We start from the raw sequence: 16,886 nt of genomic DNA on the forward strand, positions 1-16,886 counted from the left end.
CTGCCGACGTGAACGCTAGTCGGGCGCGGTGGTGTGGCGGCAATACCGCGACCGGTGAACTTCCAGGGTCCGGCGCCGTGAACTGCGTGTCGTTCGCCGGAGTTCTCTTATCGGACAACGGAACTCGGCCGGTGAGGCAGTTTTTCGGCGGTGGCCGGTTCACGATCGTCCACCGCCGGGGGTAAGAACGGACGTCCTCAGTGGACAGCCGGACCCGGTCACCGCGCGGCCATCCCCGCGGTGAGCGAGCCCCGCGCCGCGCGACGGGCCGGGAGGGCCGCGGCGATCGGGGCGGCGAGCACGGCGGCGGCCAGCAGCACCGCGAGCCGGGCCCAGGGCAGCGTGAAGAGCACAGGCTCGGCGTCCGTGGAGGCCACGCGAGCGATCAGCCACGCCGAACCGACACCGAGCAGCAGGCCGCAGGCCGCGCCGAACACCGCGACGAACACCGACTCGGCTGCCAGTGCCGCACGCAGCCCGCCCCTCGTCAGGCCGAGAGCGCGCAGCAGGGCCGATTCGCGCGTGCGTTCGAGGACCGAGAGCGACAGCGTGTTGGCGATCCCGGCGAACGCGATCAGCACGGCGAGCGCGGTCAGCGCCCACAGCAGGTCGAGCGTGCTGCGCAGCGGCGCCGACAGCTGGTCTTCCAGGTCCGCGATCGTCTTCAGCTTCGCCAGCGGAGTCGGTTCGAGCGCCCGATCCAACGCGGTTCCGACCTGGTCGGTGTCGGCGCCATTCGCCAGTTTCACCAGCACACTGCCGTCGTGTTCGCTGTCCGGCATCGCGATCTTCGGCAGCTCACCCAGGTCGACGAGCGCGAGGCCGAGGTCGGCGCCCGGCGCGTCGACGCTGTCGTAAACGGCCACGACCCGCAGCGACGACCCGGAAGCCGTGCGCACGGTCGCGCCTGCCGAGAGCCCGGTCTCTTCGGACAGCTGCCGGCTCACGGCGAGCTCGCCGGGGCCGAGCCGGTCGAGCGCGCCGGAGAGGACCACCGGTCGCAGCAGCGTGCCGAGCGCGTCACCGCGCACGGCGGTCATGCCGTAGCCACCGAGCGAGCCGAGGTCGCCCGTGAACTCGGTGACCGATGCCGTGGCCGCGACCCCCGGCACCGCCGCGAGCGTCGCAGGCAGGGTCGCCGGCAGTTCTTGCCCGTTGACCACCGAGGTCACCGTGAGCTCTGCTCGCAGCTGCTGCTCCACGCCTTGGCCGCGGCCGGCCTCGACGCCTGCGGTCACCGTGGTCACGAGCGCGACGACGGCCAGCCCGATGGTCAGCGCCGCGGCGGTCGCGGCCGTGCGACGCGGGTTGCGATCGGCGTTGAGCGCCGCGAGCTTCGCGGGCTCACCCAGCACCGGTGAGGTGACGGCGCCCAGCACCCGCACAGCGGGCCCGGCCAGCAGCGGCCCGACCGTGAGCAGTGCGCCGAGCAACGCGACCATCGCACCGACGGCCAGCACCGCGCCGTCCTGGGTCTCCGCCGCGAGCGCGGCCACCGCCGCCCCGACTCCGGCCACGAACAGCACGGCCGCGACGATCGCGCGGGGCCGTCCCGCGCGGGCCTGGCGTCCTTCGACCGGCTTTCGCAACGCCGCCACGGGCGCCACGCGCGTCGCGGCCCGCGCCGGGGGCACGGCTGCCAGCACCGTGACCAGCACGCCGACGACGAGCGCCAGCACCGCGGTCCGCGCGGTGAGCGGGACGTGGACCGGCGCTCCCGGCGAGCCGGTGATCACCTGCAATGCGGCGGCGACCCCGAGCCCGCCGAACAGTCCGACGACGGACGCCACCACCCCGACCACGGCCGCTTCGCCCAGCACCGCGCCGAAGACCTGCCGTTTCCCGGCGCCCACGCACCTCAGCAGCGCCAGCTCGTTCGCGCGCTGCGCGACCAGGATCGTGAACGAGTTGGCGATCACCATCGCGGCCACGATCATCGCCAGCACGGCGAACGCGGTGAAGAACTTGGTGAGTCCCGCCGAGTCGGGCGCGGTCGTGCTCAGAAGTTCGGCGGCGGCTTTGCTGCCGGCGGTCACAGAGATCCCGTGGCCACCGACCGCCCGGTCGAGGTCGGTGACGAGCTGCGGCGGGGCGACCCCCTGCGCCGCCCGGACCACGATCTCGTCGAACTCCGCGCCGGGTGCCACCTGGCGCAGCCCCTCGGGTGTGAGGACCAGGTCGTCGGCCCCGATCCCGGCGTCGGTCGGCCGGCTGAAGGTGCCGACGAGGGTGTAGGCGTGTTCTTTGCCCTGCTGGTCGAACAGCGTTGTCCGCTGCCCGAGCGAGAAGCCCTCGGCGGTGGTCTCCTCCATCGCGAGCTCGCCGGGCTGCTGTGGGAACCGGCCACCCGCCAGGTCGAACGGCCGCAACGCGGCGTCGGCGGGCAGCGCGGTGGCGGCCGCGTCGGTCGCGTGCCCGGAGGCGTCGCGGATCGGCGCGCTCACGGTGACGCGGCCCTCCGCCGCTGCGACGCCGGGCGCTGCGCGCACCTTCGCGAGCAGCGCGTCGTCCAAGGCCGCGCCGCGGGTCTGGCTGACGACGGCGTCGACCCCGCGCAACTGGACGGACACGGCGTCGCGGAGCCCGGCTCCGACGGCCCCGGAGAGGATGAACGAACCGGACACGAACGCCACGCCGAGGGCGATCGCGACGGCTGAGAGCAGCAGGCGCAGGGGCCGGGCCCGGACCCCCGCGGCGATGACGCGCAGCATCACACCCCCAGGCCGGTCAGGGCGGCCAGCACGGAGTCGGCCGTCGGACGGGGCACGTGGGCGGCGACGCGACCGTCGGCCAGCAGCACGCCGTGGTCGGTGTAGGAGGCGGCGACGGGATCGTGGGTCACCATCACCACCGTCTGGCCGAGCTCGCGCACCGACGCGCGAAGGAAGCCGAGCACCTCGGCACCGGAGCGCGAGTCGAGGTTGCCGGTGGGCTCGTCGGCGAACACGACCGTCGGCCGCCCGATCAGCGCCCGGGCGCATGCCACGCGCTGTTGCTGGCCGCCGGACAGTTCCCCAGGGTGGTGGCGCAGGCGTTGCCGCAGGCCGAGCGCGTCGACGACCACCCGCAACCACGCCGGGTCGGGCTTGCGGCCGGCCAGGCGCAGGCCGAGCAGGATGTTCTCCTCGGCCGTCATCGTCGGCAGCAGGTTGAACGACTGGAACACGAATCCGACGTGGTCGCGGCGCAGCCGGGTGAGCGCCGCGTCGGAGAGCCCGGTGAGTTCGGTCCGTCTGATCCGGACGCTGCCCGAGTCCACGGTGTCCAGTCCGGCGAGGCAGTGCATCAGCGTGGATTTGCCGGAGCCCGACGGCCCGAGCACGGCGGTGAACCGCCGTGCCGGGAAGTCGAGGGACACGTGGTCCAAGGCCCGCACCGCCGTGTCACCTCGCCCGTGGATCTTGACGACCTGCCGCACTCCCGCCGCCACGGGACTGTCCACTGTGTCTGGTTGCATCCGCTCTCTCCCCGACCTCGTCGCGCCGCGCTCGGCGCCTCGGCACGAGCTTGGCGAGGCCGTGCTGAAGCCTTCCTGAAGAACCCTGAAGATCGCTTCAGGTACCTGTGCGGGCTTCTGGGAAGATCGGGGCCATGAGGGTACTCGTGGTCGAGGACGAGAAGCGGCTGGCCGAGACGCTGCGGTGGGGGCTCGAGGCCGACGGGTACGCCGTGGACCTCGCCCACGACGGCGAGGCGGGGCTGGAACTGGGGCAACTGCACCCGTACCAGGTGATCGTGCTGGACATCATGCTGCCGAAGCTCAACGGCTACCGGGTCTGCGCCGCGCTGCGCGAGCGCGGGGTGACGACGCCGATCCTGATGCTGACGGCCAAGAACGGCGAGTACGACGAGGCGGAGGCCCTCGACACGGGCGCCGACGACTTCCTCAGCAAGCCGTTCTCCTACGTCGTGCTCACCGCCCGCCTGCGCGCGCTGGCCCGCCGCGGCCGGGCGGGCGCCGCGGCGACGCTGACGTTCGGCGACCTGGTGCTCGACCCCGCGAAACGCACTTGCCGGCGCGGCGGTACGCCGGTGGCGCTGACCACGAAGGAGTTCGCCGTGCTCGAATGCCTGCTGCGCCAAGAAGGGCACGTGGTGGCCAAGCACGAGATCCTCGAGCAGGTGTGGGACGTCGCGTACGAGGGCGATCCGAACATCGTGGAGGTCTACGTGAGCGCGCTGCGGCGCAAGCTGGACGCGCCGTTCGGGCGGCGCACGATCGCCACCGTGCGCGGCGTGGGCTACCGGCTGGTCGCCGACGCGCCCGGCGCGTCGCATGAGTAGGTGGTGGCCCGAGTCCGTGCGGCGGAGCACGGCGCTCGCGGCGGTGCTGCTCAGTGTGCTGGTCTTCGGGCTGGGCTGGTGGGGGATCCGGCAGTTCGTGGCGACGCAGCTGTCGCGCAACGCCGTGCAGGCGACCCGGGTGCAGCTCGAGCGGGTTGCCGACGGGTACCGCCTGGGTGTCCTCGACTCGGCGGTTCTCAACGGCGACGCGATGTTCGAGGTGGTCGCCGACGACGGCCGGGCCGTGGTCCACAGTGGCAACTTGACCCGGCTGGATCCCGCGTGGCAGCCGCTGCCGCCGGCCCCTCGCGACGCGCCGCACGACTGGACGACCACCACGACCGCCGCGCTGCACCCGGGAACCCACCCGCAGTGGCGCGAGTACCGCACCTACACCGTGGTGGGCACGGTCGTCGACGACGTGCCGGCCGCACTGGTGGAACCGCTCGGCCGCGAAGGCTCCACTGTGGACACCGGATTGTCACGGGCCGCCTCGAGCACGCACTACCGGTTGACGCTTTACCTGTTCGTGCTCCCGTGGGACACGCTCACCACACTGACGCTGTTGGGCAAAACCCTCGAGGTGTTCGTGCCGCTGGCGGTGCTCCTCACGGCGCTCGTCGCGTGGTTCGCCGCCGGTCGTGCGCTGCGGCCCGTGGAGGCGATCCGCGGCGAACTCGCCGAAGTGAGTGGCAGCCAGCTCGGCCGCCGCGTGCCGGTGCCGCGCTCGCGTGACGAGATCGCGCGCCTGGCGCACACGACCAACGCCACGCTCGACCGCCTGCAGCAGGCCCACGAACAGCAGGAACGATTCGTCGCCGACGCGAGCCACGAGCTGCGCAGCCCCCTGGCGAATCTGCGGACCGGCCTGGAGGTCGCCCTGGCGCACCCGGAGCGCGCCGACTGGCCCGCCGTCGCCGAACGCTCGCTGCTCGACGTCCGGCGCCTGCACCGCATCACGGCCGACCTTCTACAGCTCGCCATCGACCCCGGTCGCGTCGAGCCGGTGGAGGTCGACCTGGCGGACGTGGTGCGTGAGCAGGTCGCCGAACGCTCGGCCGCGCCCGGCAGTCCGACCGTTCGATCCTTTGTGGACGGACCCGCGCGAGTGCTCGGTGAACCCGTGCAACTCGAACGCCTGCTGCGCAACCTCCTCGACAACGCGGTGCGCCACGCGACCTCCGCCGTGACCGTCACTGCGGGTCGCGACGACACCTCCGTAGTGCTGGAAGTCCTCGACGACGGTCCCGGCATCCCGCCGGCGGATCGTGAACGCGTCTTCGACCGCTTCGCCCGCCTCGACGACGCGCGCGCCCGCGACGCCGGTGGCTCCGGCCTGGGCCTCACGCTGGCACGGGCGATCGCCCGCCGCCACGGCGGTTCCCTCGTGGTGGCGGACTCGTTTTCCGGCGCCCGGCTGGTCGCGCAACTGCCGGCCGCGGACTGACGAGGTCGCTACGTCGTTGTCGGAGTGCTCGGCGTGCTCGTGCCTCCGCACGCCGAGACGACGGCGCCGACGGCCGTGGCGACCTGCGTCGCGGCCGTGCGCAGCGCGGTGACGTCGAGCGGCTGGGTCGTCAGCACGGTCTGCAACTGCTGAAGCGCCGCTCCGGCGTTGTCGAGGTCGGCCTTCGCTTCCGGGCCGAGTACGTCTCGGGCCGCGTCGAGGGACGACCGCAGGTCACGCGCCGCCGTGGTCACCTCGTCGCGGCTCGCCTGGCCGGTGACGAGCGAGGCCGTCTTGGTCGCGAGGTTCTGGGCCGCCGTGGCGACGGCGGCGCACTCGGTGCGCGAGTCACGCGAGGTCGGCGCGGGCGAGGCCGGAGTGGACGCCGGGCTGGACGGCGCCGGCGTCGGTCCACTTTGGTTTCCCGCGCACGCGGTGGTGACCGCGAGCGCGCCGAGCAGCGCCGCGACGGCCGCGACGGCCCGCCGCGCCCTGGGGTGGCGTCCGGCGCCGGTTTCCTTGGCCACGTCCGCCTCCTCGTCTGCGCGCCGACGGTGGTCTGCCCGCCATCGTCTCCGCGCGGGCCGCGCGCCCGCCTCGCCCGGTCCGGGTGAGCTGCACGGCCCTTGACGTCCTCGGCGCCCGCAATTTACTGTCCTATCACTAAATGATTTGTGACTATCGCACAGTGATAACATGGCAGTGATGACGGTGGAGGTGGCGTGATGACGCGCTCAGACGGCGCGGGGCTGCCCGCCACGGCGCGGGCGAGCGTGGCGCTGCCGGACGCGACGGGGGAGGTCCGCTCGTTCGACCTCGTGCCGGCCGGGCTCGGCGAAGGCTGGCTGCAGGTCATCGCGTCGGGGATCTGCGGCACCGACGTGGGGTTGTTCGGCCGGGGTGTCGCGGAGCCGACGGTGCTGGGACACCACGTCGTCGGCCGCGTGGCCGCGCTCGGTGCCGAGGCGGCGCGGCGACGTGACCTGGCCCTCGGCGATCGCGTGGTGCTGGAGGAGTACCTGCCGTGCGGCCGGTGCCCGACGTGCGCGACCGGGCCCTACCGGCTGTGCCCGGAGACCGACCTGTGGCGCGGCGGCCGGCGCGTGGGCCTGCTCCCGGCGGCCGAACGCCCCGGCCTCACCGGCGGCAATGCCGAGTTCACGTTCCTCCCGGCCAACGCGGTGACCCACCGCGTGCCGTCCGGGCTGAGCGACGACCTCGCGGCCTGGGTGCTCCCCTACGCCAACGCGATCGACTGGGTGACCGGCGCCGGAGCGCTGCGCGGTGGGGAAACCGTCGTGGTCCTCGGGCCGGGTTACCACGGGCTCGCGGTCGCCGCGGCGGCGCGGCGCGCGGGTGCCGGCCGGGTGTTCGTCACGGGCCTGGCCCGCGACACGCAACGGCTGGAGATGGCCGAGGCGCTGGGAGCGCATCCGGTGGTCGTGGCGGAAGAGACCGTCCGGTTCGGACACCTCCCGGAAGGCGTGGCGGACGTCGTCGTCGACACCGTGGGCAGCGACCCGTCCGTACTCGACCCCGCCGTCGCCCTGCTCGGCCACGGCGGGCGCCTCGTGCTGACGTCCCCGAAGAACCCGGCGCCCATCACCCTTGACTCGGCTTCGCTGTTCCGGCAAGGACTTCACGTCGCCGCCGTGCGCGGCCGCTCGCCGGAAGCCATCGCCGACGCCCTCACCTCGCTCACCGCCGGCGACTCCGGCCTCGACGCCGTGCCGACCGTGGAGGTCGACCTAGACGGCACTGCCGAGATGCTCACGCGCCTGGCCGCCGGCACCGGGCCCGAGTCGCCCCACGTCGTCGTCCGGCCCGCCGCCTGACCCGAACCGCACCCACCACGAGAAGGAGTCTGTGTTGCTGACACGCGAGCAGAACGAGCGGCTCGTCCGCACGAACAAGGGCACCGAGATGGGGACCTTGCTGCGCCGCTACTGGATCCCGGCCCTGCTGGCCGAGGAGATCCCGGAGCCGGACTGCCCGCCGGTGCGCGTGCAGCTGCTGGGGGAGCGGCTCATCGCGTTCCGCGACACCGCGGGCCGGATCGGGCTCATCGACGAGTTCTGCAGCCACCGCACCGCGTCGCTCTTCTTCGGCCGCAACGAGGAATGCGGGCTGCGCTGCGCCTACCACGGCTGGAAGTACGACGTGGACGGCAACTGCGTCGACATGCCCTCGGAGCCGCCGGAGAGCCGCTTCCGCGAGAAGATCAAGCAGACCGCCTACCCCTGCGTCGAACGCGGTGGCGTGATCTGGACGTACCTCGGCCCGCCCGAGCTCAAGCCGGACCTGCCCGAGCTGGAGTGGGCCACGCTGGCCGACTCGCAGGTGTTCGTGTCGAAACGCTTGCAGGAGACCAACTTCATGCAGGCGATGGAGGGTGGCATCGACTCCAGCCACGTCTCCTTCGCGCACCGGTTCAACATGGACGACGACCCGATGCACGCCGGGACCGCCGGGCTGGAGTACCTCAAAGCCGACACCCGCCCCAAGTTCGAGGTCATCGAGTCCGACGGCGGCCTGCTGATCGGCGCGCGGCGCAACGCCGGCGACGAGGAGTACTACTGGCGCGTCACGCAGTGGATCATGCCGTGGTACACGATCATCCCGCCGTTCGGCACGCACAACCCGCTGGGCGCGCACGCCTGGGTGCCGATCGACGACGAGACCTGCTGGGCGTGGAGCATCAACTACCACCCGACGCGCGACCTACGCGAGGACGAGGTGGCCTCGATGCGCCGTGGTGAGGGCATCCACGCCAAGTACCTGCCCGGCACGTACCGGACGCTGGCCAACAAGGACAACGACTACCTCATCGACCGCGAAGCGCAGCGGCGCAAGCGCACGTTCAGCGGCGTCGAAGGCATCGCGGCGCAGGACTTCTCGCTGCAGGAGAGCATGGGCCCGATCGTCGACCGCACCAGGGAACGGCTCGGCACCAGCGACGCCGCGATCATCCTCGCCCGCCGCAGGCTGCTCGCCGCCGCCGAAGAAGCCGGCGAGAACGGCGACCCGCTGCCCGGCGACCGGGCCGAGCACCACCGTGTCCGTTCGGCTTCGGTGCTGCTGCCGAAATCGGTGCCGTTCAACGAGGGCGCGCAGGAAGCGCTCGTCGTGCAGCCCGGCGAAGAGTTCGTGTCCATCTGACCCCGCACCCCGGAAGGAGGGACGCGGCCATGGCCGAACCCTCGTGGCCCCGCCGGTCCTACGAAGCCGGCGTGCTGCTGATCCCGCTCGACGCCGACGCCCGCGCGTGGGCCGAGAGCCGCGTCGCAACCGGATTGGCCGGCATCACCGTCGCCGACGAACCGCCGCACTCCCAACAGCGCTTCGAACCCGAGCCGCTGTCCGCGACGGGCGCGGGCCGGGCCGTGAGCAGCCCCGTCGAGCAGGCGGTGCACGAAGCCGACGTCGTCGTGCTGCTGGCCCTCGACCTGCCGAAGGTCGATCGCGCCGCCGTCGGGGAGATCGGCGACGCGGCGCGGCCGGCCGGGAAGCTGCTCGGCGCGGTGCTCGTCAGTCCCGGGGCGCGGTGGGAGGATCCCGCCGCGCACCTCGCCGTCGCCGCGATCCGGGAGTCGGCCGACAACGTGGTGATCCTCAAGGACGACGCCTTCGTGACCGCTTTCCTGCAAGTACTGCGTGGTGGTGCGCGCGACGACGAGCTCGCCGGGGGTGCCGCGCGATGACGGAGGAGACGACCCGCGCCGTGCGGGTGGTGCAGGCGCGCTGGGAAGCCGAGGGCGTGGTGTCGCTGCGGCTGCGAGCCGCCGACGACCGGCCGTTGCCGTCGTGGACGCCCGGCGCGCACCTGGACGTTGTGCTGCCTTCGGGGCTCGTGCGGCAGTACTCCCTCTGCGGGGAACCGGGTTCGGCCGACTACACCGTCGCCGTGCTGCGCGAAGCGGCCGGGCGTGGCGGATCGGCCGAGATTCACGACACGGCCCGGCTCGGGCGGGAGCTGCGGATCCGCGGGCCGCGCAACCGCTTCGAGCTCGAACCCGCCGGTCACTACGTCTTCGTCGCCGGCGGCATCGGCATCACCCCGCTGCTGGCGATGATCCGCCAGGCCGCGGACCACGGCGTGCCCTGGCAGCTGCACTACGGCGGGCGGCGGCGCGACACGCTGGCGTTCACGCGCGAGCTGACCGAGCTCGCGCAGCGCGGCAACGGTGAGATCCACCTGCGCAGCGACGACGTCGAAGGGCCGCTTCCCCTGCCGGACATCGTCCGCGCAGCCCCCACCGGGGCGATGCTGTACGCGTGCGGACCCGGCGGGCTGCTCACGGCACTGGCCGAGACCGTCGAGCGGGAGAACCCCGCTCTGCCGGTGCGGTTCGAGCGGTTCACCGGCGAACCCGCCGAGCCGATCAGCGACACCGCGCAGGAGTCCTTCGAGGTTGAGCTGGCGCGGACCGGCGAGACCATCACCGTCCGATCCGGACAGTCCATTCTCGACGCGGTGCGCGGCCAACGCCCGGACATCCTGTCCTCCTGCGAGGAAGGGTTCTGCGGCACCTGCGAGACCAAGGTGCTGGCGGGGGAGCCCGTGCACCGCGACACGCTCCTCAGCGCCAAGGAACGCGCGAAGAACACCACGATGATGATCTGCGTCGGCGGCTGCGCGTCCGCCCGGCTCGTGCTCGACCTCTAGCGGAGACCGGCTTTCCCGGCCGGTCCCGCCTCTCCCCGGCGGCGCGGGTGTCCCCGTCCGCGCCGCCCGGCACCCCATCACGGAGGCTCAACGATGAGCGTTGCCCCGGCGGCCCCGGTCGCCCTGTCCAAGTACCGCTGGCTCGTGCTGTTCGCGTGCTGGTTCTCCTTCACCCTCACCTCCATCGACCGCTCGACGTGGGGCCCGGCCGCGGTCTTCGTCGGGCAGGGCCTCGGCGTGCCGCTCGCGAGCCTCGGCGCGTTCGCCACCGCGTACTACGTCGGTTACGTCGTGTCCAACGCCGTCGGCGGGGTGCTGTCCGACGCGATCGGCAGCCGGCGCACGCTCACCGTGTCGCTGTTCGGCGCCGGGGTGCTGATGATGGTCTTCGGCTCCACGACGTCGGCGGTGCTCGGCATCACCGTGCAGGCACTGGTCGGGCTGTTCGCCGGCGCCGACTACGCCGCCGGCATCCGCCTGGTCACCACGTGGTTCCGGCCGAACGAGCTCGGCCTGGTGATCGGCGTCTTCCTCACCGCGACGTCCATCGGCCTCGGCATCGCCAACGCGATCGTGCCGAGCCTGATCGCGTGGCACGGCTGGGAGACGAGCTACCACCTCTTCGGCGGGATCTCGATCGCGTTCTCGGTGGTGCTGTACTTCGTGCTCAAACCCGGCCCGCTCGGCACACCGCCGGTCAGCCGGAGCACCTCGGCGCGCCGCCGGTTCCTGCCCGACTTCTCGCTCGTGCTGCGCAACCGCAACCTGCTGTTCGTGAGCCTCGCCGGGTTCTGCGCCTTCTGGGGCGTCTACGGGTTCGTCACGTGGGCCAACGCGCTCATGATCAAGGGCCACCACATCTCGCCGGGCACGGCGGGGCTGGTCGTGGTGATCTTCTCGGTCATGGCCGCGATCGCCAAGCCGTTGCTGGGGTTCCTCGCCGACCGGTTCTTCCCGCACAAGCGCAAGCTGCCGATCATCGCGCTGTCGGGCATCTTCGGCGTGCTGCTGATCGTGTTCGGCACTCTCGGCGCGACGTCGACGTTCTTCTGGATGGGCGCGATCCTGGGCCTGTTCGCCTACGCGGCGATCACCTTGCTCGTCGCGTTCGTGCCTACGCTGGTCCCGGCCACCGTCACGGGGACCGCGGCCGGCACGACCAACGCCCTGTGGCAGCTGGGCACCACCATCGTTCCCGTGGTGGTCGGCGCGGTGTTCGCCGGCACCGGGTCGTTCCTCGCGGCGTTCGCGACGCTGGGCGCGGGGCCGCTGCTGGCGATGGTCCTGATGCTCGGGGTGCGCGAAAGCCGTGGCGAGCCCGAGCCGGCGGGGGCGCCGGCCCAGGTCAGCGCGGGTCGAGCGCGTGGCTGAGGTTCGCCGCCGCCTCGCGCACGCGGTCGATCACGAGGGCCCGGCGTTCGTCGTCCATCCGGAACGCCGGGCAGGGTGCGGAGATCGCGGCCACGACCTGGCCGCCCTCGTGCACCGCGGCCGAAACGGCCCACACGCCCTGGTCGATCTCCTCGTTGCTGATCGCCCAGCCGCGTTCGACGTCGTGCTCCACCTCGCGCAGGAACTCGTCGCGACCGCGGGCCGGAGGCTGGGCGCCCGACTCGAGCGCGGCGTCGACGTAGACCGCCCGCTCGGCGGGGGTCCTGGCGCCCAGCAGCAGGCGCACGCTCGCGCCCCGCAGCAGCGGCAGCGGCTGACCCGGCTCGAACGACAGCCGGAACCGGCTCGGCGTCTCGATCCGGTGGAAGCACACGGGCTGCCCGGCGACCATCCGCATGAGCAGCACGGCTTCGCTGATCTGCTCGGCCAGCCGGCGCATGTGCGGCTCGGCCAAGTCCACGATGGGCGTGGCCTGCCGGGCGGCCCGCCCCAGGGCCGCGACCCGCATCGACAGGTGGTACCGGCCGCGGTTGCCTTCTTCGATGAGGCCCATTTCCCGCAGCATGGCGACGTAGCGGTGCGCCGAGGGCACGGGGACGTCGACCTTCTCGGCGAGGTCCTTCACCGACGCCGTCGGGTGCTGCTCGGTGAACGCGAACAGCATCTCCAAAGCCCGCCGTGCGCTGTCCGCTCCGGTTTTCGCGCCTGCCACCCGAGTGTCCTCACCTGCCGTCGGGAGTCCCGCCGAAGCTGACGCATTGGCTGGGACCTTGGTGGAAGCCTATCATCACATGATTGCGAATTATCACAGGTTGATACAGGAGGGCATGGTGTCCCACCCCGACGACGCGGTGAAGCGCTCGGTCTCGGCACGGATCTTCGCACTGCTGGACGTGGTCGCCGAAGCAGCCACGCCGCCGACGTTGAGCGCGATCGCCCGCGAGGCGAGCCTGCCGGTGTCGACCGTGCACCGGCTGCTCGGTGACCTCCTGCGCTCGGGCGCGCTCGTCCGCACAGCCGACGGCGGGTACCAGCTCGGGGAGCGCATCTGGCGCCTGGGTGTCGCGGCGCCGTGGGAACGCGAGTTCCGCGCGGCGGCCGCGGCCCACACCCACGCGCTCGCGCGGCGCACCGGCTCGGCGGTCGCCTTGAGCGCTCTGGACGGTACCCGCCTGTTCTGCCTCGACACCGTCGCCGGCCACGGAGAGACGGTCGTGCTGAGCCGGTCGGGCGACCCATTGCCGTTGTCGGCCACCAGCGCGGGGAAGATCCTGCTCGCCGGTGCGGCGAAGGACCGCGCGCCGGCCGTCCTGAGTGGACGGCTGCCGCGGTTCACGCCCTTCACCCCCGTCGCGCCCGGGCTGGTCCGGTCGCAGCTGGCCCGCGCGGCGCGGGTGGGGTACGCCACCGCGCACGCCGAGTACGTCGTCGGGTAGTCGTCCGTGTCGGTCGGGGTCGAGACCGGCCCGGACCGTGTCCCGCTGGCCCTCACCCTGCTGGCGCCGGCGTCGTTCCCGGATCTGGCCACGCTGGCCCGGCCGCTGCGGGACGCGGCGGCGGCGATCTCCGCCGCCCTCAGCTCACCGGCGCGGTCATCCCGGTCCGCGGCGCCGTGGCGAGCAGCAGTTCGGTGAGCTCCGATATCCGCGAGAAGAACGGCGAGTGGTCGGTGTCGAGCGAGACCACGTCCGTGATCCCGGCGGCGGTGTGCATCGCCCGCTGAGAGGCGATCGGAAGCGCCTTGTCCCGCAACGTCTCCACATAGGTCCGGGCCACCCCGTCCAGCGCGCCGTCCGGCAGCGACACCGGGTGTGTGCCGAACGCGAGGCTCTCCGGGACCAGCCGCGCGACCGCCCCGCGGGCGATCTCCGGATCGCACGCCTCGAAGAACGCCTCCACCTCGTGGGGCGCCGGCGGATACGTCAGCCCCGCGACGACGTCGATCTTCTTGTGCTGCGCGACGACCGACACACGGAACTGCTCGGTGGACGCGAGGTCGCGGAAGCTCTGCCCGTGGCCCGGCACGAACGCGCCCACGTATACGAGCCGCGCGATCCGCTCCGGTACCCGGGCGGCGACCTGGGTGGCCGTGATGCCACCCAGGCTGTGGGCCACGAGCACGACCTGCCCGGACGCCGCCTCGACAGACGCGCGCACCGTGGCGACTGCGTGCTCCAGCGTCGCGGCGCCGGCTTCGGCCGGGTCGGTGCGACCGGGCAGGTCCACCGCGTCGACGTGGTGCCCGCGTGAGCACAGATCCGCCGCGACCGCGTCCCAGCACCACCCTCCGTGCCACGCCCCGTGCACCAGGACGAACCGCGTTCCGGCCACTGCTCCTCCTTGAACGCCCCGTGGAAACCAGGTGTCCCAGGAAACCCCGGGCGAGCGTGCGCGCCAAGCATTTCTTCCCGCTTGGCGGAAATACCGGTCGCGGGGTCAACGGAAGGTCGGCGACGCGGTTCGCTCGGGTGGCTGGGGGAGTGCGAGTAGCTGATCGCCCCCTGCGTCGCGCCCGCGACTCGAAGTACATCAAGGCTTGCGGCTGCGGCCATTCGGCTAACCGCGCCGTCACTGTCCGGCAGCGTCCACATCGGAATATCGAACGGGTGCCGTGAGTCATCGGCGACGCCGCGCCCGAACGCGAAGACGAACTCGCCGAAATGCGGCATTCACGGCGGCCGAATGGGCGCGTTTTGCGAATGAAGTGGCGTGTTTCACAGTCGTACCAGTCCTGCGTGATCCGTGAACCGGCGCTCGAGCGGGCAGGTGAGCCGACGGCAAATACGGAGCCGGTGGCCACGATTCCCCAGCTGTGTCGTGGCTGTGCGCGCGCAAGGCCGCGTCGGTGATCGGTGCGGAAGACCGGCGCCGCCTTCAGAAGCTCGCCAAGGCGATGCGCGCGGCGGTGAAGGCCGGCGACATCGCCGCCTACAACGACGTCAGCCAGGAATCGCACCACGTGATCCGCGAGCTGGGCGACCAGCGGACGGCCGTCGAGGTGCTGGAACGGCTGCGCTACCCCAGCGTGCGGTACCAGTTCCAGGTGTCGTTGCTGCCGGGACGGATCGAGGAAGGGCTCGCCGAGCACGTCAGCGTCATCGAGGCGGTCGCGTCGGGGGACGGGGACCGGGCCGAGGCCGCGATGCGAGCTCACTTGTCGAGCCTGGTCGGGTCCTTGCAGAAGCTCAGCGAGCTGGGCGGCCTGCCCAGGACGACGCTCGGTCGCACGCCGGCTTCATGACGCGTGCGGCCGGGCCGCGTGGAGATTCGTTTCGACGAGGTGATCGGCTTGGGTGAGCACGGAGCGGGGAGCGAAAGCGTGTCGGCTGCTCGGACACGGGAACTGCCGGGGCCGGTCGCCGGGCCGGTGCTGTCGCGTGCGGGCTGACATGGTGGGCACCGAAGGCGCGACGGGGCCGTCCGCGGAAGAACGAGAACAGCCGCTCGGGTCTACGGCGGCCCCTGCGATCAGCGACGCCATCCGCGACACGATCCTCCGGGGCGAGTTCGTGCCGAACCAGCGGCTGGTCGAAAGTGACCTGGCCGACCAGTTCGGCGCGAGCCGCAGCGCCGTCCGGTTCGCGTTGCTGGAGCTGATGAACGAAGGGCTGATCGAGCGGGTCCGGAATCGGGGAGCCCGCGTCCGCGCGGTGTCGCTGGACGAGGCCGTCGAGATCTGCGACGTCCGCCTGATGCTCGAACCGTTGTGCGCCTCACTCGCCGCGATGCGGGCCGACGCGTCCGAGCGTCGGGCCCTGCACGCCCTCGGGGCCGCCATGCGAGCCGCCGTCGACGACGCGGATCTGGCTGGGCAGTCCGAACTCAACCACCGGCTGCACACACTCGTGCGCAAGCTCAGCGCCCACCACACTGCGACGGCCATCCTGGAACGCCTGCGGGCGCAGTCCGTGCTGCACCGCTTCCGCCTCACCACACGGCCCGGCCGAGCTCGCGAATCCCTCACCGAGCACCTCTCCATCATCTCCGCGATCTGCGACGGAGACGCGGACCGAGCAGCCGACGCGACGCGCCGGCACCTGCGCGCAGTTCTCGATGCTTTGCAACAGACCGGCGCCACGCCGTAGACGTCGACTTGATCGACTCGATGAGGGCCGAAATCCGGTACGTGCGCGAGCACGGCGGCGGGGCGATCGTCAACACGTCGTGGAGCCTCGTCGGCTCGGGTGAGGTGAGCTCCAGGCACCCGTCCGCGGGCGGTTTCGGTCCGCGGCGAGGTGTCCACTGTCCGTAATACCCGCAGCCCAGGCGGCCGGATCCGACCTCGGCAGACCGATGTGCCGACCCTTGTGCGGCCCGGGACACTGGTCTAATCTCTCGGGATGCAGTCTTCAGACCACTCCGAGCGGGCCTCGCTGCCGCAGCGGCGGTACTTGCGCGTGGCTCAGGCGCTTCTGAGTGAGATCCAGCAGGGGGGTTGGACTGCTGGGGCTCGACTGCCCTCGGACCGCGATCTCTCCGCCAAGTTCGAGGTGTCGAGGGCGAGTGTGCGCGAGGCACTGTTCGCGCTGGAATTGAGCGGTGCCATCGTGGTGCGGCACGGCGACGGTACCTACGTGGCCGACCTGAGCCGGGGGCTGTTCAAGGGCTCCGGACGTGAAATCGGCTCAACGCCCGAGCACGTCATCGCCGCGCGGCTGGTGGTCGAGCCACCGCTTTCCCGCCTTCTTGCGGCAAGTCCCGGTGATCTTGACCTGGACAAGGTGCAACACGAGCTCAACCTGGCGGCCGGCTTGATCGACGAGCCGGCGCAGCTTCCCGACTTCGTCAACCACTCGATGGCGTTCCACGCCGACTTGGCCGCAATGTGCCCGAATCACATTCTCAGCCACTTCGCGTTGGAACTGGTCGAGATCGATCGGCAGCCCCTGTGGGTCTTGATCAACCAGATCGTGCTGCAGGACCGCGAAAATCGCCTCAAGTTGATCAACGATCACCAGCGCATCCTCGACGCGATTCGTAGTGATGGCCCGCGCGACGCGGAGGACGCCATGAGGGATCACTTGCGGCTGAACAAGGAACAGCTCTTCCCCGGACAGGCGGGTGTCGAGTGGCCAGGTCTCTGACCGCATCCCAGAA

General features: G+C 71.9%; 16 protein-coding genes. 11 read left to right on the plus strand and 5 right to left on the minus strand.

Annotated features, from left to right (window positions below):
- Window positions 1–218: 218 nt before the first annotated feature.
- Both AB0383_RS40515 and AB0383_RS40520 read right to left on the minus strand, forming a co-directional pair.
- Window positions 219–2,711 carry an FtsX-like permease family protein gene (locus tag AB0383_RS40515; RefSeq protein ID WP_366190090.1) on the minus strand — a complete coding sequence of 831 codons (2,493 nt, stop codon included), beginning with the start codon at window positions 2,709–2,711 and terminating at the stop codon, window positions 219–221.
- Entirely contained in the window at window positions 2,711–3,457 is a 747-nt protein-coding gene (locus tag AB0383_RS40520; RefSeq protein ID WP_366190091.1) for an ABC transporter ATP-binding protein, read from the minus strand. The genes AB0383_RS40515 and AB0383_RS40520 overlap by 1 nt, the downstream gene beginning before the upstream one ends.
- A gap of 134 nt (window positions 3,458–3,591) precedes the next feature.
- On the opposite strand from AB0383_RS40520, the gene AB0383_RS40525 reads away from it, so the two are divergent.
- Window positions 3,592–4,284: a response regulator transcription factor gene (locus AB0383_RS40525; protein WP_364177208.1), complete on the plus strand. Its 693-nt coding sequence runs from the start codon at window positions 3,592–3,594 to the stop codon at window positions 4,282–4,284.
- The gene (locus AB0383_RS40530; RefSeq protein WP_366190092.1) at window positions 4,277–5,731 is read left to right on the plus strand and encodes an ATP-binding protein; all 1,455 of its coding nucleotides are present in this window, start codon (window positions 4,277–4,279) and stop codon (window positions 5,729–5,731) included. Before AB0383_RS40525 ends, AB0383_RS40530 begins: the two co-directional genes overlap by 8 nt.
- Window positions 5,732–5,739: 8 nt before the next feature.
- On the opposite strand, the gene AB0383_RS40535 is transcribed toward AB0383_RS40530, so the two are convergent.
- Window positions 5,740–6,258 carry a hypothetical protein gene (locus AB0383_RS40535; protein ID WP_364177202.1) on the minus strand — a complete coding sequence of 173 codons (519 nt, stop codon included), beginning with the start codon at window positions 6,256–6,258 and terminating at the stop codon, window positions 5,740–5,742.
- A 198-nt stretch (window positions 6,259–6,456) separates the two neighbouring features.
- On the opposite strand from AB0383_RS40535, the gene AB0383_RS40540 reads away from it, so the two are divergent.
- The 5 genes from AB0383_RS40540 (at window position 6,457) to AB0383_RS40560 (ending at window position 11,768) form a co-directional block, all read left to right on the plus strand.
- A complete protein-coding gene (locus tag AB0383_RS40540; protein WP_364177199.1) occupies window positions 6,457–7,566 on the plus strand; it encodes an alcohol dehydrogenase catalytic domain-containing protein in 1,110 nt (369 codons plus the stop codon).
- 34 nt (window positions 7,567–7,600) lie between these two features.
- Window positions 7,601–8,890, plus strand: a complete 1,290-nt coding sequence (locus tag AB0383_RS40545; protein WP_364177196.1) for a Rieske 2Fe-2S domain-containing protein — start codon at window positions 7,601–7,603, stop codon at window positions 8,888–8,890.
- A gap of 29 nt (window positions 8,891–8,919) precedes the next feature.
- Window positions 8,920–9,432 carry a hypothetical protein gene (locus tag AB0383_RS40550; RefSeq protein WP_364177193.1) on the plus strand — a complete coding sequence of 171 codons (513 nt, stop codon included), beginning with the start codon at window positions 8,920–8,922 and terminating at the stop codon, window positions 9,430–9,432.
- Entirely contained in the window at window positions 9,429–10,397 is a 969-nt protein-coding gene (locus AB0383_RS40555) for a PDR/VanB family oxidoreductase (RefSeq protein WP_364177190.1), read from the plus strand. The genes AB0383_RS40550 and AB0383_RS40555 overlap by 4 nt, the downstream gene beginning before the upstream one ends.
- A 93-nt stretch (window positions 10,398–10,490) precedes the next feature.
- Window positions 10,491–11,768: an MFS transporter gene (locus tag AB0383_RS40560; RefSeq protein WP_366190093.1), complete on the plus strand. Its 1,278-nt coding sequence runs from the start codon at window positions 10,491–10,493 to the stop codon at window positions 11,766–11,768.
- Here AB0383_RS40560 and AB0383_RS40565 read toward each other — a convergent pair.
- Window positions 11,743–12,501 (minus strand): IclR family transcriptional regulator, encoded by a 759-nt coding sequence (locus AB0383_RS40565; RefSeq protein WP_364177184.1) that lies wholly within the window; start codon window positions 12,499–12,501, stop codon window positions 11,743–11,745. The genes AB0383_RS40560 and AB0383_RS40565 overlap by 26 nt on opposite strands.
- A 118-nt stretch (window positions 12,502–12,619) precedes the next feature.
- Between AB0383_RS40565 and AB0383_RS40570 the strand changes: the two genes are divergently transcribed.
- Window positions 12,620–13,225, plus strand: coding sequence for a helix-turn-helix domain-containing protein (locus AB0383_RS40570; protein ID WP_366190094.1), 606 nt, complete (start codon window positions 12,620–12,622; stop codon window positions 13,223–13,225).
- A gap of 139 nt (window positions 13,226–13,364) precedes the next feature.
- Here AB0383_RS40570 and AB0383_RS40575 read toward each other — a convergent pair whose 3' ends face one another.
- Window positions 13,365–14,120: an alpha/beta fold hydrolase gene (locus tag AB0383_RS40575; RefSeq protein ID WP_366190095.1), complete on the minus strand. Its 756-nt coding sequence runs from the start codon at window positions 14,118–14,120 to the stop codon at window positions 13,365–13,367.
- A gap of 481 nt (window positions 14,121–14,601) precedes the next feature.
- Here AB0383_RS40575 and AB0383_RS40580 point away from each other — a divergent pair, with 481 nt between their 5' ends.
- The 3 genes from AB0383_RS40580 (at window position 14,602) to AB0383_RS40590 (ending at window position 16,873) form a co-directional block, all read left to right on the plus strand.
- On the plus strand, window positions 14,602–15,030 hold the full coding sequence (locus tag AB0383_RS40580) for an FCD domain-containing protein (RefSeq protein ID WP_366190096.1): 429 nt from the start codon (window positions 14,602–14,604) through the stop codon (window positions 15,028–15,030).
- 136 nt (window positions 15,031–15,166) lie between these two features.
- Entirely contained in the window at window positions 15,167–15,874 is a 708-nt protein-coding gene (locus AB0383_RS40585; protein ID WP_364177173.1) for a GntR family transcriptional regulator, read from the plus strand.
- A gap of 255 nt (window positions 15,875–16,129) precedes the next feature.
- Window positions 16,130–16,873 (plus strand): GntR family transcriptional regulator, encoded by a 744-nt coding sequence (locus tag AB0383_RS40590; protein ID WP_364177170.1) that lies wholly within the window; start codon window positions 16,130–16,132, stop codon window positions 16,871–16,873.
- Window positions 16,874–16,886: the final 13 nt, after the last annotated feature.

The organism is Amycolatopsis sp. NPDC051373, assembly GCF_040689465.1.
Lineage (GTDB): Bacteria > Actinomycetota > Actinomycetes > Mycobacteriales > Pseudonocardiaceae > Amycolatopsis.